Source organism: Phytoactinopolyspora halotolerans, from assembly GCF_010550675.1.
Taxonomy (GTDB): domain Bacteria; phylum Actinomycetota; class Actinomycetes; order Jiangellales; family Jiangellaceae; genus Phytoactinopolyspora; species Phytoactinopolyspora halotolerans.
Window position 1 is genome coordinate 208,492 of sequence record NZ_JAAGOA010000005.1, and the last position, 22,205, is coordinate 230,696.

A 22,205-nucleotide genomic window follows, 5' to 3' on the forward strand; every position below is an offset into this window, starting at 1 on the left:
GCCGATAGGCAGGCTCCAGATCACTTACCCTGGCGACGACGCTGGACGCGGGTACGACGCAGCAGCTTGCGGTGCTTCTTCTTCGCCATGCGCTTACGCCGCTTCTTGACCACAGAGCCCACTGGGCAACCTCACTCAGTTCGTACGGACGTTGGAGTTCCGCGCACAGAGAATACCTGCGGCCCGCTAGGACGGCACGAGGTGTTCAGCACGCGACACCGGTAAGCGTACCCGCACCGTGAGAGTGGTGATGCGACCGCGTCGTGCAGACGGACGATACGCCACCTCAGCCGGCCTGCATGCCCTGTACGTACGAGCTGTCCAGATACTCGTGAACGGCGTTTTCGGGTATACGGAACGACCGGCCGACCTGCACCGCAGGCAGCGTCCCCGCGTGTACGAGCCGGTAGACCGTCATCTTGGACACCCTCATCACAGACGCCACTTCGGCAACCGTGAGGAAACGCACCTCGCCCAGCGGCTGTCCTGGTGTCCCACCCGGTCCGCTCGTCGTCATCGCTCCTCCACCACGGCACCGGCGGTGCGTCCTTCGCACATCGACAACGGCACCTGTACTCACGATGGTAGTGGCTGATGTGACGGATGGGAAAGGGGAGTGACCATTTGGATACAGAAGTGCCGATTATGCGTGTGGATCCAAGCCATGCAGCGGGAAGACGGCCGTCCGGGTGGCGAGAATCGCCTGGTCGAGCCAGTCCGCCGGATCGTACCCGTCCTCCCAGTCGGAGAAGGCAGCGTCGGCTCCGTCGGTCATACGTAGTGGTGCCAGCCCATAGTCCAGCCGGCCGACATAGGTCCGCCAGCTCTCCGGCACCGGGGTCTCAGGGCTGATCGGCCGACCGGCCGCTATCGCCAACAGGTGCGTCCAGGTTCGCGGCACGACATCGGCCAGGGCGTATCCCCCGCCGCCGGTGGCCAGCCAGCGGCCGTCACACAGTTCGTCGGCCAACGCCTGGATGGCCAGCTCGGCCGCGCGTTGCCCATCGACCGTCAACGCCAGGTGCGCCAGCGGATCGTCGATGTGGCTGTCACATCCGTGCTGGGAGACGAGCACCTGCGGTTTCCATGTCCGCAGCAGGGGCGGGACGACGGCGTGGAAGGCGCGCAACCAGCCGGCGTCACCGGTGCCGGGTGGCAGCGCCACATTCACCGCCGAGCCCTCCGCGTCGCCGCCGCCGACCTCGTGCGGGAATCCGGTACCCGGAAACAGTGTCTGCGGGTTCTCGTGCAGGCTGATGGTCAGCACCCGCGGGTCGTCGTAGAAGATCGCCTGTACTCCGTCGCCGTGGTGGACGTCCACGTCCACGTAGGCGACCCGCTCGGCACCGGCGTCGAGCATCGCCTGGATGCCGGCCGCGACGTCGTTGTACACGCAGAAGCCGGAGGCGGCCCCTGGCATCGCATGGTGCAGGCCGCCGGCGACACTCACGCCGTGCAGGGTCGTGCCCTTCCACACCGACCGAGCAGCCGCCACGGTCCCGCCGAGGATGCGCGCGCTGACGTCGTGCATACCCGAGAAGCACGGCACATCGTCGGTGCCGAGCCCGTAGGAGAGATCCATCCGCGCGGGATCCGCGCTCGCGTCCCGGACCGCCTGCACGTAGTCCGGGTTGTGCACGGATGTGAGCAACTCGTCGTCCGCGGTGTCCGGGGAAACCATCCGCACACCTGGCAGCGACAGCACGCCCATCTCGCGGGCGAGCCGGACGGTGAAGTCGAGCCGCACCGGGTTCATCGGATGGTTCGGCCCGAAGTCGTACCGCATCAGCGACTCGTCCCACGCCACGTACACCGTCGTCCCGCGCTCGTCCATACTCCCCGACCCTAGACCGGATGCCCGTACGTTCAACCCCGGGGACGCCAAGGAGATCAAGGCAGCGTGGGTCGGGAGATGCCGTCCATGGTGTGGCGGGCATCAGCGAGGACGAGCGCCAGCGAGGACGAGACTGCTGGGCGAGGACGGCATCTCCCGACCCACGCCAAACGGAAAGCTTCAGGCGTTGCCGGAGGAGAGCGCGCGGGAGCGGTCCCGCGCTGCCTCGATGGCCGCCAGGAAGTCCGCCCGGACCTTACCGTCCTCGAGCAGACGGATCGCCGCCGCGGTCGTCCCGCCGGGCGACGTGACGCCCTCGCGCAGCACGGTCGGATGCTCACCGGTCTCACGCAGCAGTTTCGCCGAGCCCACCAAGGTCTGGACGACGAGCTCGGTGGCCGTCGCACGTGGCAAGCCCATGTGCACGCCGGCCTCGATCATCGCTTCCACGACGTAGAACACGTACGCCGGCCCGGATCCGGAGATCGCGGTGACGGCGTCCAGCTGCTTCTCCGGCACGCGGAGCACCTTGCCGGTGGACCGCAGCAGGTCCTCGGCCTCCGTCAGATGTCTCTCGTCGCAATGGGTGCCCGGCGCGATCGCCACCATGCCCTCGTCCACCAGAGCCGGCGTGTTCGGCATCACCCGAACGACGGCGACGCCCTCCGGCAACTGCGACTCGATGAATCCGGTGGTGATCCCGGCCGCCAGGCTGACCACCAGGTGCCCGGGCCGGACCGAATCATGGATCTCGGTGAGCAGCGCCCCCATGTCCTGGGGTTTGACGACGATGATCACGGTATCCGCGCGCTTGACGGCGGCCGGGCTGTCCACGACGTCCACCCCGTACCGATCGGTCAGCTCCTGCGCACGCTCAGCGCGGCGTTCCGTCACGAGCAGTTCATCGACTCGCCTACCCGCTCGGACCAGACCGGAGAGGAGGGCCTCGCCCATGACTCCGGCACCGAGGATCGCAACCGTCATCGTTTACTCGCCACCGATCGAAGAAAGAGGCTCAGGTTGGCCGGCCGCTCGGCCAGCCTCCGAACCAGGTATCCGTACCAGTCCTCACCGTACGGCACGTAAACACGCACGCGCTCACCAGCACGCACCAACCGATATTGCTCGTCCGGCCGTACGCCGTACAGCATCTGATACTCGTAGCTGCCCTGCGCCCGCCGGTTCTTCGCGGCCAGCGCCCCGGTGATCTCCACCAGCCGCGGATCGTGCGTGGCCAGCATCGGGTAACAGTCCGCAGCCAGCAGGATCTTCGCGCACCGGACGTAGGACCGGTCCACATCGGACCTGTGCTGGAACGCGACGCTGGGAGGCTCGTCGTACGCGCCCTTGCAGAGACGCACCCGAGAGCCCGGATAGGCCAGATCCCGGCAGTCACCCTCGGTACGCCGCAAGTACGCCTGCAGGACGGCTCCGGTCTCAGGGAAATCTAAGCGAAGCTCGCGCAGGATGCTCAGTGTGGAATCGGTTGTGGTGTGGTCCTCCATGTCGAGGGTCACCGTCGTGCCGGCGTTCCGCGCCGCCTGGCAGATCCGCCGCGCGTGCTCCAATGCGAGCTTCTCGCCGTCGTCATGAAGTGCCTGACCGATCGCCGACAGCTTCACCGACACCTCGACGTGTCCGGCCAGTCCTCCGTCGTCCACGGCGTCCAGCAGAGACACGTAGGTCTCGGCGACGCGTCCCGCCTGCGCGGCGTCCCGGGTGTGCTCGCCCAGGTGGTCGATGCTGACGTTCAGGCCGTTGGCCACGAGTTGACCGGCGACTCGGACGACCGCGTCCTCCGTGGCGCCCGCCACGTAACGCGCGACCAACCGACGGGTCAACGGAATGCGTTCGATCGCTTCCTTCAGGTGTTCGTTCCGGGCCGCGGCGAACAACACCGACCTGGACAACGATCCGGCCACAGCAGCCGCCCCTTCCGCTCGCGCACATCCCTCTCCGTGGTCAGGCTACGGCACCACGACGCGGGCGCGCCGGAACGGCGAGCAGAAGCCGCGCGAGCCGGCTACCACGGCCCGGCGGACGGTTGCGCCGTCCGGCCCGGACGCGAGGCCGTAGGCCGGCGCCAGCACACGCTACGGATCGCTGGTACCCAGATCCGGATCGCCCTTGGTCAACCCAAGCGTGTCCCGTGCCGCCTCCAGAACGAGCGGGCGGAGTTCGTCGACCGGCAGGTCGGACATGGTCAGGATGGTCGTCATGGCCCCGATCGCGGACAGCACCCGAACCCGCTCGCTCAGCGACAGGTCGGACTCGGCCAGCAACGTCACCAGTTCCCGGTCATGTCGCTGCAGCGTGGTCACCATGCTCGAATTGCTCGCGCCGACGATGTCCGACATGACATAGACGGCGACGTCGCGGTATTTCAGCAGCAGATCGAGGTAGCTCTCCACCAGCCGGCAGCGGCCCTCGATGCTCTTCAGCCCGCTGCGGGCTTCGGCGAGCACCATCTCTTCATCGTCGGCGAGCGGACGCAGCAGGTCGTCGAGGATGTCCACCTTGCTGCGGTAGTGGTAGTACACAGCCGCCTTGGTGATACCGAGTTCCTCAGCGATCTGCCGCAGCGACGTCTTCTCATAACCCTGCCGTCCGAAAAGGTCGAGCGCGACACTTCGTATGCGGGCAGCGGTGTCAGGCGCTACATCCTTCGCCTCCGCGACCATCGGCACCCTTTCTCTACAGCCCTGTGGCTGGGATCACGCAACAAACCCAGAAATTCTGCGGCATCCAGCTACCGTAACGCACTAGTATCAAGCTTACTTGCCGGCTGGCAAGTAAGCTAGGAAGAGTGGGAGGTCCGGATGTCATGCGAGCCCGGGTACTCGAACGAGTGAGGAACGCGACGCACGACGGCCGCGCGCAGCGAGTCGTGCGGGAGGTCGTGCTGATCCTCACCGCCGCTCTGCTGTACTCGCTGGTCCGGGGCATGACGGACGATCGGGTCGGTCTCGCCTTCGACAACGCCGAGCGACTCATCTCGTTCCAGCAGTCGATCGGATTGTTCGTCGAACCGGACATCCAGAGCTGGGTCGTCGGCCACGACGCCGTCATCAACGTCATCAACGCGATCTACATCGCCGGCTACTGGCCTGTCCTGGTCGGCACCCTCGTGTGGCTGCTGCTGCGCCACCCCGACCGCTACCCCCTCTACCGGAACGCTTTGCTGGCCTCCGGCGCGATCACCCTGGTGATCTTCGCGCTCTTCCCGCTGGCACCGCCGCGGTTCCTGCCCGAATACGGCTTCGTCGACACCGTCTCCGACAACTCGTCGGCCTACCGCGACTTCAGCGCGTCGCCGTTCGTCAATGAATACGCGGCGATGCCGAGCCTGCACTTCGGCTGGATCCTGTTGCTGGGCATCGCCTGGACTACGGTCGGCCGCTCCGCGATGGCCAAGGTGTTCGGCGCGACCATGCCGGTGCTGATGTTCCTGGCGATCGTGCTGACCGGTAACCACTACATCCTGGACGGGATCGTCGGCGGCACCGTCGTCCTGCTGGGCCTTGTGGTCGCCGTCGGCGTCGAACACGTGAAGGCGGTACGCTCCGGCGCCCATGCCGAGCATGCGCCGTTGCCTGTGGGACGGCAGCGGTCGAATCAGGACGGCCCCGCGTTTGCCTCGGAAGACGACGGCGCCGACGCGATCGGACGTGCTCGCGATGATCGCCGGGAATCGGCCGACAGGGTATCGGTTGACAGGGTATCGGTTGACCGCTGACCATCATGTACCCCGCGCATTGCGGCCCTGACCCGCCATCGGGTCAGGGCCGCAACAGGGTCAGGGCTGCTCCGCTCCGGCCGGTCACCCTGTACGTCGGCGCAGCGTCGTCGCACCGAGCGCCAGCAGACTGAACGTGAACGCCAGGACCACCGTCCCGTCGCCCAAGACCGACGGTTCGCTGACTCTCTGCACCTCGTTCATCGCGTCCACCGCGTAGGAGAGCGGCAGCACATCGGAGATCACTTCCAGCACGGTCGGAAGATCCGCCCGTGGCAGCAGCAGGCCGCAGAGCAAGATCTGGGGAATGACCAGTGCCGGCATGAACTGCACGACCTGGAACTCGGTCTTCGCGAACGCACTGACGAAGAGGCCGAGGGCGACACCCAGCAACGCGTCCAACACAGCCACGGTCAGCAACAAGGCGACCGGTCCGGCTACCTCCAGATCGAGCAACGTGATCGCCAGCACGCTGGCCAGCACTGCTTGAAGAATCGCCACAACCCCGAACGCCAATGCGTATCCAAGCAGGAAGTCCAGCTTGCGGGTAGGCATGGACAGCAACCGCTCCAGCGTGCCGGACGTGCGTTCGCGCAGTGTCGCGATCGAGGTCACCAGGAACATCATGATGAACGGGAAGACCACCAGCAGAGCCGGGCCGATCTGGCCCCACACCGGTCCGCCATCATAGACCCACCACATCAACGTGATGAGCAGACACGGAACGACCAGCAGCATCGCCACGGTACGGTGATCGTGACCCAACTGGGTCAGCACCCGCCGCGCGGTCGCCAACGTGATCCGGACGTTCATGCGTGGATCTCCTCTTCCGAGACAAGCTGAAGGAACGCGTGCTCTGCGTCCGCGGCTCCCGTCCGCTCAAGCAGGTTGGACAATGTGTCATGCGCGAGCACCATCCCGCCCTCGCGGAGCAGGATCAGGTCGTCGCAGCGTTGCGCCTCATCCATCACGTGGCTGGACACCAGCAAGGTGGCGCCGTCCGACGCGATCCGGCCGAACAGGTCCCACAGCTCCTTGCGGAGCACAGGATCGAGGCCCACCGTCGGCTCATCGAGAACCAGCAGTTCGGGGTGGCCGAGCAGGGCCACGGCCAAGGACACCCGGGAGAACTGGCCTCCGGAGAGGTTGGCGGCGAGCTTGTCCGCGTAAGAGGCGAGATCGACCTGATCGATCGCGCGGTCGACGTCGCTTCTGGGCGCCCCCAGAACGTCGGCGAAATAGGCCAGATTCTGCCGGACCGTGAGGTCCTGATACACGCTCGGCGCCTGCGTGACGTAGGCGACCCGGTCGCGCAGCTGAACCGACCCCGCAGGCGCACCGAGGACGGTGACCTTCCCTGAAACGATCTTCTGCACGCCTATGATCGCTCGCATCAGCGTGGACTTCCCGGATCCCGACGGGCCGAGAAGCCCGGTGATGCTCCCTCGCCCGACCGTCAGGTCGAGGCCGTCCAGCACCGTCCGCTCCCCGCGTACGACCCGCAGGTCGCGGATCTGAATCGCGTGCTCTTGCTGTTGCGACGCCAGCGCTGCGGTGGTGTCGCCGACATAATTCATCATGTGTTGAATATTGCCTTCATGCGCAGGCCGCTGTCAATTCGTGAGATCACATCGGTCGACCGGCTCAGGCCGGGACCGCAGAACAACGACGGGCGAGCCGGGCGCACAAGGTCGCGCAGTGCCCGCCAGGCCAGCTGAGACGCGAAGCGCCGCGGGGTCAGATCTAGGAGCCGTCCGAAGGCTCGACGTCGGAGATGTAGTGCTGGATCACCGGGCCGATCAATGCCACCAGCTCGTCCTCGGATGCGGAGGCAAGCGGTTCGACCTGCACCACATACCGCAGGATGCCCATGCCGATCAGGTGCGACACCAGAGCCTCGGCGCGCAGCTCTGCGTCTGGAAGATCGTCCAGGGCCGGCACTACCCGTCCGAGCAGGGCCCGGGTCACGAACTGGCGGAGCATGGCCGCCGCCGCGCGGTTCGTCATCGCCGAACGCAACAGGGCCAGCAGCGGCCCACGGACATGTTGATGCTCCCAGACGCCCAGGAACGTCCGTACCGCCCGTTCGCCTAGCTGATCACGCCGGCCGCTGGTCACCGTCTCCGCGATGGTCGCGGGGTCGAACGGCACGTCTACCGCGGCCAGGAACAGCTTCTCCTTGTTGCCGAAGAAGTGATGGATCATCGCCGGATCCACCTCGGCGCGTGCGGCGATCGCCCGCACGGTCGCGCTGTCGTAGCCCTTCTCCTCGAACTCGCCACGCGCGGCGACCAGAATGTCGTCCCGGGTGCTGCCGTTGCCTGGCCGCCGACCGCGGACCTTTCCGCCCTTCGCGTTCATGGCGTCGCTTCCCGTGCCACCTGCTCGGCCGTGCCGTCGGCGGAGACGGCGAACGCCGTGTCGACCGCCGCGGCCAGGTTCAGCCGGGTGAACGCCAACGCCTCATCGAGCTCCGCCACCCGCTCCTCGGTGCTACGGGCCCGCCGCGTCGTGATCTCCAGGATCACGGCTCCGGACCATTCCTGTCTGGCCAGCCGCTCCAGCAGCGCGGCGCAGGGTTGGCTGCCCCGTCCGGGCACCAGGTGCTCATCCCGGGCGGAAGCGGTCCCGTCGGTCATGTGCACATGGGCGAGCCGATCTCCGATCACGTCCGCCATGGCCAGCGCATCGCCACCGGCCACCGCCGCGTGTGAGAGATCGAGCGTGATGTGCGAGTACGGGCCCGTCGTCGGATCCCAGTGCGGTGCGTATGCGGCGATCTCACGTCCGGCCGCTCGCCATGGGTACATGTTCTCGACCGCGATCACGATGCCCGTCTCTTCCTCCAGCTCGGCGATGCGCGGGGCGAAGTCCTTGGCGTAGTCCCGCTGCCAACGGAACGGAGGGTGGACCACGACGGTTCCCGCGCCCAGCTGATCGGCAGCGTCCAGGGAGCGGGTGAGCCGGATCCATGGGTCAGGCGACCACACCCGCTGTGTGATCAGCAGGCACGGCGCATGGACGGACAACACCGGCATGTTGTACAGCTCGGAGAGCCGGGCGACCTCATCGATGTCCTGGCTCACCGGATCCGTCCACACCATCAGCTCCACGCCGTCATAGCCGAGTGAGGACGCGACGCGGAAAGCCGTGGCCGTCCCTTGGGGGTAGACGGAAGCCGTGGAGAGTCCGACCGGCGCATCCGGTACCCGCAACATCCCCATCGCGCTCTGGCGGAGCTGAGACACACCCCTAGGGTAGGGGGTCCGATCCGACGCCTTCCAGCTGGTCAAGGCGACGCAAAATGAGACCTTCGCGGAGTGCCCACGGGCAGATGTCGACCGACGGGACGTCGAACAGGTCCATCGCCGCGTCCGCGACCAAGGCCCCGGCCAGCAGCTGCTCGGCGCGGCTCTTCGCGACCCCGGGCAGCTTGGCCCGCTCGGCCGCGGACATGCCGGCGAGCCGGTCGATCAGCTCCGGCATGTCGGCACGCTTCAGCAGGCGGCGGACGTACGGCCCGTCGCCGGACGGTGCCGCCCCGTTGACCCTCGCCAGAGACCGGAACGTCTTGCTCGACGCGACCGCCTTGTCCGGTGCGCCGTATCGGGTGACCTTGCCGACCACGTCGGCGACCTCCGCGCGGACGTGGCGGCGGAGGGCACGCACCTCGTCGTCGCTCGGCGGGTCGCCGGTGAACCACTTCCTGGTGAGCCGTGCGGCTCCGAGCGGCATGGAGACGGCCACATCCGGATCCTCATCGATCCCCATCGCCAGCTCCAGCGAGCCACCGCCGATGTCGAAACACAGCAGCCTTCCGCTCGACCAGCCATACCAGCGGCGTACGGCCAGGAAGGTCAGCCGTGCCTCGTCTTCGCCGGAGAGCACCCGCAGGTCGATGCCGGCGTCGCGGCGGACCCGGTCGATCACCGCCGCGCCGTTGGGTGACTCGCGCAACGCCGACGTGGCGAACGCGAGCATCGATGTGGCTCCCTTGTCCTCGGCGATCCGGACCGCATTGGCGCAACACTCGACCAGCTGGTCTGCTCCCTCGCCGTCCACCGAGTCGTCGCCGTCGAGCAGATCGACCAGGCGCAGCTCGGTCTTCTCCTTGTAGGCAGGCAGAGGCTTGGCACCAGGGTGCGCATCGACGAGCAGCAGGTGCACGGTGTTCGATCCGACGTCCAGAACTCCGATGCGCATAACCGAAGGCTACCCCGACAGCCGCTGTCGCTTCTTGATGAGTGTCAGTTACGTCAACGGCCGCCGTAGCGGCGTCTACTCGCCACTGAGGCTCAAGAAGCAGCGGCACCGGCGTCTACACTCGGGGCTGTGACGACCGCTGAGCGGGCCACGGGGGATGCGGCCCGGGCGTGGGTCGAGTTCGTCGACCCGGACAACTCGAACCAGGTCCTGCGCTGCGACCTCACCTGGCTCACATCGCGCTGGACATGCATCTTCGGCCACGGCTGCCCTGGTGTCTACGCATCCCGGCCGGACGACGGCTGCTGCACGCACGGGGCGTACTTCTCCGACCAGGACGACGAGCGGCGGGTGCGCGAATTCGCGAGCCTGCTGGACGAGGAGACGTGGCAGCTCCGGGCGGAAGGGCTGCGCCACGGCGTGGTGGAGACCGACGAGGACGACGAACGTAAGACGCGCGTGGTGGACGGTGCATGCATCTTCCACAACCGGCCGGGATTCGCCGGCGGATCCGGATGTGCCCTGCACAAGTACGCACTCGCGCAGGGGATGCACCCGCTCGAGACCAAACCGGACGTGTGTTGGCAGCTGCCGATACGTCGTGCGTACCGGGAGGTGGAGCGGGCGGACGGGAGCACCTACCTGGAGATCACCATCACCGAGTACCAGCAGCGCGACTGGGGCAGCGGCGGCCACGACATGGACTGGTACTGCACCTCGGCCGCGTCGGCGCACGTCGGTGTGGAGCCGGTGTACCGGAGCAACGAGGCAGAGCTGCGCGAACTCATCGGTGACGCGGCCTACGACGAGCTGGCGCGGCACTGCAAGGCCTTCCTGGACGCGCAGCTTCCGCTCCTCGTCCACCCCGCCACCGCCGAGGCTGGCGGCTGACCGGTGATGGGCCGACGCTGCCGTTCCGCGGCGGGCGACGGAGACATCCGCCCGGCTGGATCCTGCTTAAGGGTGGCCTCGTGTCCCGCGGTGTGATTCCGAGCCCGAACATCTGGCGGTATCCAGACGTCTATGAGACGGAGAATCTCGGGGTCGATCCTGACGGCGTGCTGGAGGCGGCGATGCGCCGCATCCATGACTGGACCGGGCAGAACGTCGTCGATGTGGGGTGCGGGTCGGGTTTCCATCTCCCCCGCTTCGCCGCCGACGCCGCGCGCGTGGTCGGCGTCGAACCGCACCCGCCGCTGGTCCGACGCGCACGGCAGCGTGTCGGCGCGATCACAGCGGCCGCGTCCGCCGCACCGGCCGCAGTTACCGCAGCGGTCGACCCGTCCGATCGCGCCCGGCCGAATGCGAGCATCGAGGTGCTCAGGGGCACCGCCCAGGCGCTCCCGCTGCCGACGTCGTCGATGGACGTCGCGCATGCACGCTGGGCGTATTTCTTCGGCCCCGGCTGTGAACCGGGGATCCGCGAACTCGGCCGGGTGCTGCGGCGCGGCGGGACCGCGTTCGTCATCGACAACGACGCCGCCCGCTCGACGTTCGGCCGGTGGTTCCGACGCGCGTTGCCCCGGTATGACCCGCAAGAGGTGGAGCGATTCTGGGCCCGGCAGGCATGGCAACGGGAGCCGCTGGAGATCCGATGGGAGCAACCGGACCGCGCGTCGTTCGAGGCCGTCGTCCGTATCGAGTTTCCGGCGGAGACAGCCGATGCGTTTCTGGCCGAGCACCCAGGTAGCTCCGTCGACTACGCGGTCAACCTCTTCTGGCGCACGTTCCCGTGATCATCGACCGTGAGACCCATGGTGATCGGTCCAGCGATTGCGATCATAAGGGGTGCGCGGGGGGCCACGAAGCTGTCGGTGCCAAGGGTTAGCGTTCTGTTCTATGGCCAAGGCAGCACAGACCTTCCGGTGCGTGGAATGCGGATGGACCACGTCGAAGTGGGTCGGGCGCTGTGGCGAATGCCAGGCGTGGGGCACGGTCGACGAGGCCACCACCGCCCGCCCCGGCGGCACGTCCCCCGGCCCGGTCGCTCAATCGGCCCGGCCGATCGGAGCCGTCGGCCTGGAACCGGCCCGGTCCCGGCCCACCGGGGTAGAGGAGTTCGACCGCGCACTCGGCGGTGGACTCGTGCAGGGAGCGGTGATCCTGCTCGCCGGCGAGCCCGGCGTGGGCAAGTCGACACTGTTGCTCGACGTGACCGCCCGATGGGCCAAGGACGCCGGTCGCGCGCTTTACGTCACCGGAGAGGAATCCGCCGCGCAGGTGCGGCTCCGGGCGGAGCGCACCGGCGGCATCGCGGACGACCTGTTCCTCGCCGCGGAGACCGACCTGTCCGCCGTGCTCACCCATATCGACGAGGTCAAGCCCTCGTTGATCGTGCTCGATTCGGTGCAGACGATCGCCAGTCCGACGTTGGACAACGCGGTCGGCGGGGTGAACCAGGTCCGCGAGGTGGCCGCCACGCTCATCCACGTCGCAAAGGAACGGGGTATCGCCACCATCCTGGTCGGCCATGTCACCAAGGACGGCTCCATCGCCGGCCCACGGGTGCTGGAGCACCTGGTCGACGTGGTGCTGCATTTCGAGGGGGACAGGCATTCACGGCTGCGGATGGTGCGCACCGTCAAGAACCGCTACGGTCCCGCCGACGAGGTCGGGTGCTTCGACCTGTCGGACTCCGGCATCGAGTCGCTGGCCGATCCCACCGGCCTGTTCCTCTCCCGTCATGCCGCCCCGGTCCCCGGGACCTGCGTCACCGTCACCGTGGAGGGACGACGCCCGCTGCTCGGCGAGGTACAGGCGCTGGTGGCACCGTCGGCGCTGAACACGCCACGGCGAGCCAACTCCGGCCTCGACTCCGCACGCGTCTCGATGGTTCTCGCCGTCCTGGAACGGCGCGGACGGGTGCAGCTGGCCATGAAGGACATCTACACGTCGACCGTCGGTGGTGCCCGCTTGGTGGAGCCGGCCGCCGACCTGGCGGTGCTGATCGCGGTCGCCAGCGCCGCGGCTGGGCAAGCCACTCCGATGGGCATGATCGCCCTCGGCGAGGTGGGATTGGCGGGCGAGATCCGCAGGGTCACCGGTACGCAGCGCCGACTCGCCGAAGCGGAGCGTATGGGCTTCAGCACGGCCTTGGTACCGCCCGACTCCGGACCGGTCCCGTCCGGCATCCGGGTTCTGGAGGTGGAGAACGTCGGCTCGGCGCTGGCCGTCGTCGCTGACCCGGCGTCCGCATTCCCGGTCGGCTGAGCGCCGGACGTCACATGAACTTCCCGCTGCATCCGCCGAAGCGGCCGGCCCGCCGCTGTAGACTGTGAGCGACAGCGCCGGGCGTCGATCTCGCACTTGACAGCTCCCGGCCTTAGACTGGCAGCCGATTGTCATCGACGAGTCACGACGGGGGTCATGTGCCCGGCAGCGACAGAGGCGGCGCAGAGGCGAAGCTGCGTCAGGCGCTCGCGGCGGTCGCGCCTGGTACGGAGCTGCGCGAAGGCCTCGAAAGGATCTTGCGCGGCCGCACGGGAGCGCTGGTGGTCCTCGGCTACGACAAGGTCATCGAGTCGATCAGCAGCGGTGGTTTCGTCCTGGACGTGGAGTTCAACGCGACCGGCCTGCGCGAGCTCGCCAAGATGGACGGAGCGATCGTCGTCGACCGCGACTGCACGAGAATCCTCCGTGCCGCCACCCAACTCGTCCCCGATTCATCGATCCCGACCTCGGAGTCCGGAACCCGGCACCGAACCGCTGAGCGAGTAGCCAAGCAGACCGGCTTTCCAGTCATCTCGGTCAGCCAGTCCATGCGCATCGTCGCCATCTACGTCGACGGTATCCGTCACGTACTGGAAGACGCCGGCCAGATCCTCTCGCGCGCCAACCAGGCGCTGGCGACGCTGGAGCGATACAAGCTGCGCCTCGATGAGGTCTCCGGGACGCTTTCCGCGCTGGAGATCGAGGACCTGGTCACGGTACGCGACGTCGTCACGGTGGCGCAGCGGCTGGAGATGGTCCGCCGGATCTCCGTGGAGATCGACGGTTACGTGGTTGAGCTCGGCACGGACGGCAGACTGCTCAGCCTCCAGCTCGACGAGCTCGTCTCCGGCGTGGACGTCGACCGTGAGCTCATCGTACGGGACTATCTACCCAGTCCGGCAGGGCGGAAGAAGGCCGCTGTGAGCGACGCGATCGGTCAGCTCAGCCGGCTCTCGTCGACCGAACTCCTGGACTTGGGCGCGGTCGCCGGCGCACTCGGATTCAGCGGCGGTGACCAACTCGACGCCGCGGTCAGTCCGCGTGGTTACCGGCTGCTCGCACGCGTACCCCGCTTGCCCGGCCCGGTCATCGAGCGGCTGGTCGACCATTTCGGCGGCTTGCAGAAGCTGCTCGCCGCCAGCGTCGACGATCTGCAGGCCGTGGACGGCGTCGGTGAGAATCGCGCGCGCAACGTCCGCGAGGGTCTGTCCCGGCTGGCGGAGTCCAGCATTCTGGAACGTTACGTTTAGAGCCGTCAGGGCACAGGCCTCCCCGGCCCACCCGGCATCGGAGGCGCCACCGGTGTGTCGTCGGCGATCGCACCCCGATGCGCAGCGGGTCGCGTGCGAGCACAGAAACGGCCCGTGGGCCCCACGCATCAGCGTGTGAGCCCACGGGCCCTTCAGCCGGCGCTCGGAGCGGTTACACCCCGTAGCACCCCCGCCGCGAGAGACGAGATCGGCGCGGAATCACCGAATCGCCGTGGGGAGACCTCTCCCGCCGCGGGCGCCCCCGTTTGCCGAACTCAGTTCTCGAAGACGGTCTCGTCGCTCTCGCCGGTCGCCGCGTACAGGCCGCCCTGCGGCACCTCCACGCTCACCTCCGGGAAGCTCAACAGACCGATCTCGGCCGAACCGAGCTCGACCTCGCCCACGACCGGAGCAGGCACAGCGACGTCCAGCCGCAGCGCCAGTCCGCCACCGGACGCCGCCGCGCTGGTACCGTCCTCGGCGAGCTCGATGTCGTCGTCGCGGTACTCGGCGAAGTTGACGTTGAGGCTGACGCCCGGAGCGACCTCGATGGTCTCATCGAAGCCCGGCTCGATCTCGACACCGGTCTCCTCGTCACCGACCCACATCTCCAGTGCCGGCAGGTCATAGTCGAACGACGCGCCGCCGGCCTCGCCGGTCACTTCCAGCCGGCCGAACGCGTTCGGCGTCTCCGTGTCGGACGAGGCCGCGAAGCCGATCGTCACGCCGCCGTTGGCGGCGCCGCCGAGAACGTTCACATCACCGAAGCGGCCGCTGACCTCGACATACGCGCCCTGGCTGCCGTCCTCCTTGCCGAAGACGCCGGTCTCCTGCAGAAGCTGGCCGGCGCCGACGCTCACCAGCGGGCCGTTCCCGACCGGCAGCTCGACCGGAACCAGGCCCCCGACCAGCCCGAGGTCGTCGAAGTCCGCCAGATCCATCTGCCCGACGCCGGAGTACAGCTCGGTGAGCACACCCCCGGACGAGCCATGGCCCAGGACCTCGTCATTCCAGTTCGCCTTGGCCTCGCCGGAGATGGCACTCAGCGTTCCGGCCAGCGGCACCTCCAGCTCGTGCAGGCCGTACGTGTCCGGCTCGTCCTCCTCCGGCAGCGCCGTCTGCTCGACCGCGTAGAGATCGACCGGCAGATCGACACCGAGCAGGTTGGCCCCGACCAGGGTGCCGAACGAGCGGGAATAGGTACCTTCCGGCTGTCCCTGCAGGCCGTTCGAGTCGACCTCGTTCTCAATGGCACCGACGGTCAGGTCGCCCTGCAGCTTCGCCGCGTCGCCCACGAAGGGAACATCCCCCGGGAAGTCGAACCGGACCGAGCCGTAGTATCCGTCTGTCGTGATCTTGAGCTGGCCCGGGTCTTCCGGCTCCGCAGCGTGAGCCGGTACACCGAATGCACCTACCGCCATGGCCGTGGCCGCACCACAGGCGACGGTCGCCGATGTGGCGCGGCGCCCCCAGCGCACGTTCGTCATCGAGAGAGTCATAACAGCCCCTTTAATGGGTCGAGTGGGCTCGGCATCATCGCTCAGAGATGGAACCGAGCGCCATACTTTCACAGAGAATCTCTGAGCGAGCAACAGTGACGCTATCCATACGATTCGAACCGTGTCAAACCTTTACTAAGGCATGTTTCTATTAGTGGTCCATATGTTCATGACGTGTCCACGAGGACGTTAACGGCGTCATACGAATGGACGATGCCGACGCGACGTGGCACGAGACACCGCAGCACACAGCAATATGGACGACTCGAGACAGTACATCTGATTCACCCATTGAGCCCCAACTTGTCCGAGTTAGACAGATAGGGGGCCCAGCTTCCCTGTCGCGCCGGTTTCGCACTGGGAATGCAGTATGCCGGGATGATCGGAGTGAACGTCAAGCGAAACGGCACGTTTGTTGTTGACTTCTTACTTGACAGTTCGAATTGACAAGTCAAACATTGTTCCCGCGTACACACACCGAACGCATGTTGCCGCGCTTGCGGCAACAGTCGCAGAGTCAAGGAGAGAGCACAGCGTGTTCAAGAAGACACTTCGCAGCGCACTCATCGCCGCGGCCGCCCTGGTCACGGCCACTGGGTTCGCCAGCACGGCAGTGGCCGCCCCGCAGGCGCCCGCCGCATCGAGCGAGGCGACCGTGAGCGACGCCACCGACCTGGAGAGCGTCCTGGACGTCCCCGACGTGAACATCGGCAACGACCTCTGTCTGCTGCCGTGGTTCTGGCCGGGTCCGTTCAACGTGCTCACCAAGGACCAGATGGGCAGCTACTCGGCGTGCAACGGTAGCGGCTCGTCGGAGTCCAGTGAGGGCATCAACATCCTCAACGACGCGTGCATCGCGCCGTGGCTGTGGCAGGGCCCGTTCAACGTTCTGACGGACGGCCAGGAAGCCTACTACGAGGCCTGCAATGACTACACGGCCGCGGACAGCTTCGCGAACGCGATCGCCCAGTACATGACCATCGAGTACATGATCGATTCGGAGATGCTGGACGAGTCGATGTTCGAGCAGTTCCTCGCCGGCGAGGTCACGAGCCACGAGGTCATCCAGGACGAGGGCGTGACCGAGGAGTTCGAGGGTCTGCTCCCGGAGGAGGAGATCACCGACGAGGGCGGGCTGATGAACAACGCCTGCGTTCTGCCGTGGCTGTGGCAGGGCCCGTTCAACTTCCTGACGAACGGCCAGTACGCCGACTACCAGGCCTGCAACGGCTGACATTCAGCCCATCGCACGTCTCCACCCGCACCGCCCGTCTGCCGGTCCGGCAGGCGGGCGGTCGCACGCTGATCTGGCGCGCTACGCACCACGCGCTACTAGACCATTGGCCTATCCGAGGCTGGTAACCTCAGATCGTGCCTCTCGACTTGATCCCGCAGCCCCGTTCCGTCGTCCAACGGCCCGGCACCTTCGCGGTTCGCAGCGGTCTGAGCATCGCCGCCGAAGGGGACGCCGTCGGGCCGGCATGGCTGCTGCACGACGTCCTGCGTGCCGCAGCCGGGATCGCCGCGCCGGTCCTTCCGCACGACGCGACCGCTGCGATCAGGTTCCAGCTCTCCGGCGCCGGCACCGCGGAGTTCCCGTCGCCCGCAGCCGAGCGGTATCGGCTCGATGTGACCGAAGACGCCGTCACGGTCTCGGCTTCGCACCCGTCCGGCCTGGTCCGCGCGGTGCAGACGATCCGCCAACTGCTTCCCGCTGACGGGCTGCGCGCGGCGCCCGTCGCCGGCGTTCCGGTCCAACTACCCTGCGTGACGATCGACGACGAACCTCACTTCGGTTGGCGCGGGGTGATGCTCGACGTCGCCCGGCACTTCCAGCCCAAGGATTTCCTGCTGCGGCTGATCGACCTGGCGGCACTGCACCAGCTCAACGTCGTCCACCTGCACCTGACCGACGACCAGGGCTGGCGGCTCGAGGTGCCGGGCTGGCCGCGGCTGACCGAGGTCGGCTCCTGGCGGCCAGAGACAGTCGTCGGACACGCCGCCTCCGGACAGGGCTTCGACGGAACCCCGCACGGCGGGTACTACACGGCCGCGGACCTCAAGGAGGTCGTCGCCTATGCGGCGGCCCGCCACATCACCGTCGTACCAGAGATCGACATGCCCGGCCACGTCCGGTCGGTGCTGGCCGCCTACCCGGAGCTGGGCAATACGGATACCGTCCACCCGGTCGCCACCACGTTCGGCATATTCCCCGAAGTCCTCGCGCCCACGGACGAGGCCCTGCGGTTCGCGCGCGACGTCTTCGACGTCGTCACCGAGATCTTCGACGCCCCGTACATCCACATCGGCGGGGACGAGTGCCCGCGGTCCGAATGGCGGGAGAGCGCGCAGGCGAAGGCACGCGCGGACGAGCTGGGGCTGGACAGCACCGATCGCCTGCAGTCCTGGTTCACCGCGTCGTTCGCCGACCACCTGCGCGCCAAGGGGCGCCGCGTCATCGGCTGGGACGAGATCCTCGAGGACGGTGGCGCGCCGCGGGACGCGGTCATCTCCGTGTGGCGGGAGTTCGCCACCGCGGCCAAGGCGCTCGCCGCCGGGCACGATGTGATCGTCGCTCCGCAGAAGGCCGTCTACCTGGACTGGTACGAATCCGACGGACCGGACGAGCCGCTGCACATCCACGGGCACCTTCCACTGGAGACGATCGCCGAGTTCGACCCGGCGCCCTCCGGCGCGCCGGAGATGGACGCGGCGGGCTCCGGAACCGTGCTCGGCGTCCAGGCACAGCTCTGGACCGAGTACCTGCCGACACCCCGCCACGTCGAGTACGCGGCGTTCCCGCGGTTGGCGGCGGTCGCGGACATGGCATGGAGCGGGTTGGACGCTCGCCGTGAGCACCCGATCGCGACGCGGTTGGCCACCCACGTCACGCGCCTGGACGCGCTGGGTGTGAACTACCGGCCGACCGAAGGTCCGCACCCGTGGCAGCGCGGCGGCACCGGCCCCAGGGCACGATTCGATCGTGCATGACCTGGGGTTGCCGCGTGGGCGACGGCGTGGGCGTCGGCGACCGGCAACCCGGCGTCAGCCCGGATTCGGCGGTGCGTTGACGACCGCTGCATAGAGCTCGCGGCGGGACAGTCCGAGTTCGCGAGCGACGTCGGCGATCGCATCCTTACGGCTGCTCCCGGCGGCCACCCGGTCTCCGACGATGGCCACCGCGTCGTCGATCGACCTGGCGGCCCGTTCACCGGACCCGGCGAGCGAATCGGACGCTCCGGCGACCACGACGGTGATCTCACCGAGCGGGCCGTGGTGCTCAGCCCAGTGCACCAGTTCGGCCAAGGTGCCGCGACGGACCTCCTCGTGTTTCTTGGTCAGCTCTCGGCAGACGGCGGCTCGTCGCTTCTCGCCGAACGTCTCCGCCATGACGGATAAGGTCGAGGCGAGGCGGTGCCGCGACTCGAAGAAGACCATCGTCCGCTCCTCTTCGGCCAGCGCGGCGAACCACCGGGCACGCTCGCCGGGGCGCCGAGGTGGGAAACCCTCGAAGCCGAACCGCGCCACCGGCAGACCGCTCACCGCCAACGCCGTCACCACCGCCGACGGACCCGGGACCGACGTCACCCGGATCCCGGCCTCGACCGCAGCATCCACCAGGCGGTAGCCCGGATCCGAGACCGAGGGCATGCCCGCGTCCGTGACCAGCACCACCCGGAGGCCGCGTTCGAGCGCCGCCACCAGCTCCGGCGTACGCATCTCCTCGTTACCCTCGAAGTACGAGACGACGCGGCCGGCTATCTCCACCCCCAGCGCCGAGGCCAGCCGTCGCAAGCGCCGCGTATCCTCGGCCGCGACGATGTCCGCGCGCCCTAGTTCTTCGCTCAGCCGGGGAGACGCGTCCGACGGCTGCCCGATGGGGGTCGCCGCCAGCACCAGCACGCCGCCGCTGTCCAGATCTGCCATCCCTCCATCCTCGCCGATCGACGCAGCTCCGGCGGACTCGGCGCACGTATTGCGTCCGTCGGCCGTCCGTCGCATATCCGGATGGCGAGGATGCGCGGGATCCCTCAGCGCGACCGTCTAAGATGACCCGGTGGCCCGCACCGCCGTCGAAGCACCGCAGATGGCGCGGGTGACGTCTCCCATCCGATTCGTCCGCGCCCGGCTGAACCGCCCCATGCCCGCCGACGGTGTGTGGGGTTGGCTCGGTCCGTTGCTGGTGTCCGCCGTCGCCGCCGTCCTGCGACTGATCGATCTGGGACGCCCGAACCGGATCATCTTCGACGAGACGTACTACGCCAAGGACGCACTCAGCCAGCTGGAATTCGGCTACACACGCCAGGCCGTCGAGGACGCGGACGAGATGATCATCGAGGGCAACCTCGATGTCTTCACCGACGAACCGTCGTTCGTGGTCCATCCACCGGCAGGAAAGTTCCTGATCGCCCAAGGCATCCGCTTGCTCGGCATGGAGCCGGCGGGGTGGCGGCTCGCCACAGCGCTGGCCGGCGTCATCACGGTGTTCCTCGTCGCGCGCGTCGGCCGACGCCTGTTCCGATCCACCCTGCTCGGGTGCACGGCGGGGTTGCTGCTCGCGGTCGACGGGTTGGCGATCGCGACGAGCCGGACGGCGATCCTGGACGGCCTGCTGGCGATGTTCGTCGTCGCGGCGTTCGCTTGCCTGCTGGTCGATCGGGATCGAAGCCGTTCCGCCCTGGCGGATTGGACGGATCGCCGGGTCGCGGCCGGACTCCCGCTCGGCGACGGCCCGCTGATCGGTTGGCGTCCGTGGCGGCTGGCGGCCGGCCTCATGCTGGGCCTGGCGTGCGCCACCAAGTGGAGCGGGCTCTACGCACTCGCCGTCTTCGGGCTGATGACCGTGCTCTGGGAGATCGGAGCCCGACGCGCGGCGGGCGTGCGCAGCCCTGCGTTGAATTCGCTGCTGCGCGACGGCCCGGTCGCATTCGTCACCATCGTGGGATCGACGCTGGTCACCTACGTGGTGACCTGGTGGGGCTGGATCTTCTCGGATAACGGCTGGGGCCGGAACTGGGCGGCAGACAACCCCGCCACCGGGCTGGGCCGGCTCGTTCCGGACTGGCTGCGCAGCCTGGTGTATTACCACGGCGAGATCTGGCGGTTCCATAACGGACTCACCGACGACCACACCTACGAGTCCAATGCCTGGACGTGGTTGTATCTCGGTCGGCCGGTCTCGTTCGACTACCAGGGGCTGGACCAGGGTCAGGCGGGCTGCGAGGTGGAGCGGTGCAGCCAGGAGGTGCTCGCTCTCGGCAACCCGGTCCTGTGGTGGGGAGCGTGCGTCGCTCTGATCGCCTGTCTGCTGTTCTGGTTCCTCCGGCGGGACTGGCGGGCCGGCGCCATCCTGGCCGGGGTGACGGCCACCTGGGTACCGTGGCTGTTCTACGTGGAGCGGACCACGTTCGCGTTCTACGCCGCCGCGATCGTGCCGTTCCTCGCGCTGGCCGTTGCGTACGGGCTGGGGCTCATCCTCGGCAAGCCGGACGACTCGGCGCAGCGCCGGGCTGTGGGCGTCGCCATCGCCGGAGGGTTCGTGCTGGTGGTGGTCGTCGTCGCCGCGTGGTTCTATCCGATCCACGTCGACCAGGTGATCCCCTACGACGACTGGCGCCAGCGCATGTGGTTCGACACCTGGATCTAGCTCGGCCTAAATGATCATGTGAAGTGGGTTTTCTCGTGCCTCAACAGGTCTGCAGACATGGTGGTGCTGGAGAAAACCCACTTCACATGATCATTTAGGGCCGTCAGGTGAGTTGGGTGAGGCCATCGATGAGGAGGGCGATGCCGAAGAGGGCGAACAGGATGGCGGCGCCGACGGCGACGATCCGTTCCGGCAACCGCTGGCTCAGTAGCCGGCCGACGACGATGGCCAACGCATCCGCCGCCACCATGCCGACCGTGGAGCCGATCCACACCCCGACCCAGTCATGCTGCGTCGCCAGCGTCACCGTCGCCAGCATCGTCTTGTCGCCCAGCTCCGCCAGGAAGAACGCCACACCGACGGCCATGATCGCGGAGCCATTGGCGCGTCTGGCCTTCTGTTCCTCGCCCTCGCTGAGTGAGTCCCCGCGCAACGTCCACGCGGCGAAGCCGAAGAAGGCCAGCGCGGCCACGATGTTGATCCATCCGGTGGGCAGCGCTTCACCGACGCCGAACCCGATCACCACCGAGGCCAGATGGACGACCGTGGTCGCGACGGTGATACCGACGATGACCTGCCACGCCTTATATCGAGCGGCGAACGTCATCGCCATCAGCTGCGACTTGTCCCCCAGTTCGGCGACGAAGATCACGCCGAAGCTGACGAGCAGGGCGGCCCACATCTCGGCCACGTAGAGTCCCTTCGATCCGCGCCGGGACGAAGGTACGCGAGACTTCGACCCGGCAATTCACTGCCTTGGTCGAAGGTCTCGCCCGCCTCGCTGGAGGCTGCGCGGCCGGACGCCCACATCGGCGTCAGTATGTCG

22 protein-coding genes are annotated in these 22,205 nt (G+C 67.7%); 8 read left to right on the forward strand and 14 right to left on the reverse strand.

Going from position 1 to position 22,205, the window contains the following annotated elements:
* Positions 1-20: 20 nt before the first annotated feature.
* From G1H10_RS09205 to G1H10_RS09230, 6 genes are all read right to left on the reverse strand, one after another.
* Positions 21-122, reverse strand: a complete 102-nt coding sequence (locus tag G1H10_RS09205; RefSeq protein ID WP_013020966.1) for a 30S ribosomal protein bS22 — start codon at positions 120-122, stop codon at positions 21-23.
* Positions 123-286: 164 nt separating this feature from the next.
* Positions 287-517 carry a helix-turn-helix domain-containing protein gene (locus G1H10_RS09210; RefSeq protein ID WP_163735901.1) on the reverse strand — a complete coding sequence of 77 codons (231 nt, stop codon included), beginning with the start codon at positions 515-517 and terminating at the stop codon, positions 287-289.
* A 126-nt stretch (positions 518-643) separates the two neighbouring features.
* Entirely contained in the window at positions 644-1,834 is a 1,191-nt protein-coding gene (locus tag G1H10_RS09215) for an acetoin utilization protein AcuC (RefSeq protein WP_163735904.1), read from the reverse strand.
* Between the two features lie 180 nt (positions 1,835-2,014).
* The gene (gene proC / locus G1H10_RS09220) at positions 2,015-2,818 is read right to left on the reverse strand and encodes a pyrroline-5-carboxylate reductase (protein WP_163735905.1); all 804 of its coding nucleotides are present in this window, start codon (positions 2,816-2,818) and stop codon (positions 2,015-2,017) included.
* Positions 2,815-3,744, reverse strand: coding sequence for a proline dehydrogenase family protein (locus tag G1H10_RS09225; protein WP_163736269.1), 930 nt, complete (start codon positions 3,742-3,744; stop codon positions 2,815-2,817). Before G1H10_RS09225 ends, proC begins: the two co-directional genes overlap by 4 nt.
* A gap of 183 nt (positions 3,745-3,927) precedes the next feature.
* Positions 3,928-4,515, reverse strand: coding sequence for a TetR/AcrR family transcriptional regulator (locus G1H10_RS09230; protein WP_163736272.1), 588 nt, complete (start codon positions 4,513-4,515; stop codon positions 3,928-3,930).
* 143 nt (positions 4,516-4,658) lie between these two features.
* Here G1H10_RS09230 and G1H10_RS09235 point away from each other — a divergent pair, with 143 nt between their 5' ends.
* Positions 4,659-5,570 carry a phosphatase PAP2 family protein gene (locus G1H10_RS09235; RefSeq protein ID WP_163735908.1) on the forward strand — a complete coding sequence of 304 codons (912 nt, stop codon included), beginning with the start codon at positions 4,659-4,661 and terminating at the stop codon, positions 5,568-5,570.
* An 84-nt stretch (positions 5,571-5,654) separates the two neighbouring features.
* Here the strand turns inward: G1H10_RS09235 and G1H10_RS09240 are convergent, their stop codons facing one another.
* The 5 genes from G1H10_RS09240 to G1H10_RS09260 all read right to left on the reverse strand — a co-directional run bounded on the left by G1H10_RS09240 (position 5,655) and on the right by G1H10_RS09260 (position 9,773).
* Positions 5,655-6,383, reverse strand: a complete 729-nt coding sequence (locus tag G1H10_RS09240) for an ABC transporter permease (protein WP_163735911.1) — start codon at positions 6,381-6,383, stop codon at positions 5,655-5,657.
* The gene (locus tag G1H10_RS09245) at positions 6,380-7,150 is read right to left on the reverse strand and encodes an ABC transporter ATP-binding protein (protein ID WP_163735913.1); all 771 of its coding nucleotides are present in this window, start codon (positions 7,148-7,150) and stop codon (positions 6,380-6,382) included. The genes G1H10_RS09240 and G1H10_RS09245 overlap by 4 nt, the downstream gene beginning before the upstream one ends.
* 163 nt (positions 7,151-7,313) lie before the next feature.
* Complete coding sequence (locus G1H10_RS09250) at positions 7,314-7,931, reverse strand: TetR/AcrR family transcriptional regulator (RefSeq protein ID WP_163735916.1); 618 nt, start codon at positions 7,929-7,931, stop codon at positions 7,314-7,316.
* A complete protein-coding gene (locus tag G1H10_RS09255) occupies positions 7,928-8,788 on the reverse strand; it encodes a sugar phosphate isomerase/epimerase family protein (protein WP_163736275.1) in 861 nt (286 codons plus the stop codon). Before G1H10_RS09255 ends, G1H10_RS09250 begins: the two co-directional genes overlap by 4 nt.
* A gap of 34 nt (positions 8,789-8,822) precedes the next feature.
* Positions 8,823-9,773: a Ppx/GppA family phosphatase gene (locus G1H10_RS09260; protein WP_163735918.1), complete on the reverse strand. Its 951-nt coding sequence runs from the start codon at positions 9,771-9,773 to the stop codon at positions 8,823-8,825.
* A gap of 129 nt (positions 9,774-9,902) precedes the next feature.
* Here G1H10_RS09260 and G1H10_RS09265 point away from each other — a divergent pair, with 129 nt between their 5' ends.
* The 4 genes from G1H10_RS09265 (at position 9,903) to disA (ending at position 14,233) form a co-directional block, all read left to right on the forward strand.
* Positions 9,903-10,664, forward strand: coding sequence for a DUF3109 family protein (locus G1H10_RS09265; protein ID WP_163735921.1), 762 nt, complete (start codon positions 9,903-9,905; stop codon positions 10,662-10,664).
* 80 nt (positions 10,665-10,744) lie between these two features.
* The gene (locus G1H10_RS09270) at positions 10,745-11,509 is read left to right on the forward strand and encodes a class I SAM-dependent methyltransferase (RefSeq protein WP_163735924.1); all 765 of its coding nucleotides are present in this window, start codon (positions 10,745-10,747) and stop codon (positions 11,507-11,509) included.
* 103 nt (positions 11,510-11,612) lie between these two features.
* Positions 11,613-12,983 carry a DNA repair protein RadA gene (radA, locus tag G1H10_RS09275; protein WP_163735928.1) on the forward strand — a complete coding sequence of 457 codons (1,371 nt, stop codon included), beginning with the start codon at positions 11,613-11,615 and terminating at the stop codon, positions 12,981-12,983.
* A 158-nt stretch (positions 12,984-13,141) separates the two neighbouring features.
* Positions 13,142-14,233, forward strand: a complete 1,092-nt coding sequence (gene disA / locus G1H10_RS09280; RefSeq protein ID WP_163735931.1) for a DNA integrity scanning diadenylate cyclase DisA — start codon at positions 13,142-13,144, stop codon at positions 14,231-14,233.
* Positions 14,234-14,508: 275 nt separating this feature from the next.
* On the opposite strand, the gene G1H10_RS09285 is transcribed toward disA, so the two are convergent.
* Positions 14,509-15,732, reverse strand: a complete 1,224-nt coding sequence (locus G1H10_RS09285; protein WP_216853064.1) for a hypothetical protein — start codon at positions 15,730-15,732, stop codon at positions 14,509-14,511.
* Positions 15,733-16,267: 535 nt separating this feature from the next.
* Here G1H10_RS09285 and G1H10_RS09290 point away from each other — a divergent pair.
* Positions 16,268-16,966, forward strand: a complete 699-nt coding sequence (locus G1H10_RS09290) for a hypothetical protein (RefSeq protein WP_163735937.1) — start codon at positions 16,268-16,270, stop codon at positions 16,964-16,966.
* Positions 16,967-17,103: 137 nt separating this feature from the next.
* Entirely contained in the window at positions 17,104-18,723 is a 1,620-nt protein-coding gene (locus tag G1H10_RS09295; RefSeq protein WP_163735940.1) for a beta-N-acetylhexosaminidase, read from the forward strand.
* A 54-nt stretch (positions 18,724-18,777) separates the two neighbouring features.
* Here G1H10_RS09295 and rsmI read toward each other — a convergent pair whose 3' ends face one another.
* Positions 18,778-19,659, reverse strand: a complete 882-nt coding sequence (gene rsmI, locus G1H10_RS09300; protein WP_163735942.1) for a 16S rRNA (cytidine(1402)-2'-O)-methyltransferase — start codon at positions 19,657-19,659, stop codon at positions 18,778-18,780.
* A gap of 130 nt (positions 19,660-19,789) precedes the next feature.
* On the opposite strand from rsmI, the gene G1H10_RS09305 reads away from it, so the two are divergent.
* A complete protein-coding gene (locus G1H10_RS09305) occupies positions 19,790-21,379 on the forward strand; it encodes a dolichyl-phosphate-mannose--protein mannosyltransferase (protein ID WP_216853065.1) in 1,590 nt (529 codons plus the stop codon).
* Between the two features lie 103 nt (positions 21,380-21,482).
* On the opposite strand, the gene G1H10_RS09310 is transcribed toward G1H10_RS09305, so the two are convergent.
* Positions 21,483-22,061 carry a TMEM165/GDT1 family protein gene (locus G1H10_RS09310; RefSeq protein ID WP_163736281.1) on the reverse strand — a complete coding sequence of 193 codons (579 nt, stop codon included), beginning with the start codon at positions 22,059-22,061 and terminating at the stop codon, positions 21,483-21,485.
* Positions 22,062-22,205: the final 144 nt, after the last annotated feature.

Bases quoted from the DNA above. Each gene is read 5' to 3' on its own strand.
- G1H10_RS09210 (WP_163735901.1), bottom strand. From the start codon at position 517: ATGACGACGAGCGGACCGGGTGGGACACCAGGACAGCCGCTGGGCGAG.
- G1H10_RS09215 (WP_163735904.1), bottom strand. From the start codon at position 1,834: ATGGACGAGCGCGGGACGACGGTGTACGTGGCGTGGGACGAGTCGCTG.
- proC (WP_163735905.1), bottom strand. From the start codon at position 2,818: ATGACGGTTGCGATCCTCGGTGCCGGAGTCATGGGCGAGGCCCTCCTC.
- G1H10_RS09230 (WP_163736272.1), bottom strand. From the start codon at position 4,515: ATGGTCGCGGAGGCGAAGGATGTAGCGCCTGACACCGCTGCCCGCATA.
- G1H10_RS09235 (WP_163735908.1), top strand. From the start codon at position 4,659: ATGCGAGCCCGGGTACTCGAACGAGTGAGGAACGCGACGCACGACGGC.
- G1H10_RS09240 (WP_163735911.1), bottom strand. From the start codon at position 6,383: ATGAACGTCCGGATCACGTTGGCGACCGCGCGGCGGGTGCTGACCCAG.
- G1H10_RS09245 (WP_163735913.1), bottom strand. From the start codon at position 7,150: ATGATGAATTATGTCGGCGACACCACCGCAGCGCTGGCGTCGCAACAG.
- G1H10_RS09250 (WP_163735916.1), bottom strand. From the start codon at position 7,931: ATGAACGCGAAGGGCGGAAAGGTCCGCGGTCGGCGGCCAGGCAACGGC.
- G1H10_RS09255 (WP_163736275.1), bottom strand. From the start codon at position 8,788: ATGTTGCGGGTACCGGATGCGCCGGTCGGACTCTCCACGGCTTCCGTC.
- G1H10_RS09260 (WP_163735918.1), bottom strand. From the start codon at position 9,773: ATGCGCATCGGAGTTCTGGACGTCGGATCGAACACCGTGCACCTGCTG.
- radA (WP_163735928.1), top strand. From the start codon at position 11,613: ATGGCCAAGGCAGCACAGACCTTCCGGTGCGTGGAATGCGGATGGACC.
- G1H10_RS09285 (WP_216853064.1), bottom strand. From the start codon at position 15,732: ATGACTCTCTCGATGACGAACGTGCGCTGGGGGCGCCGCGCCACATCG.
- rsmI (WP_163735942.1), bottom strand. From the start codon at position 19,659: ATGGCAGATCTGGACAGCGGCGGCGTGCTGGTGCTGGCGGCGACCCCC.
- G1H10_RS09310 (WP_163736281.1), bottom strand. From the start codon at position 22,061: ATGTGGGCCGCCCTGCTCGTCAGCTTCGGCGTGATCTTCGTCGCCGAA.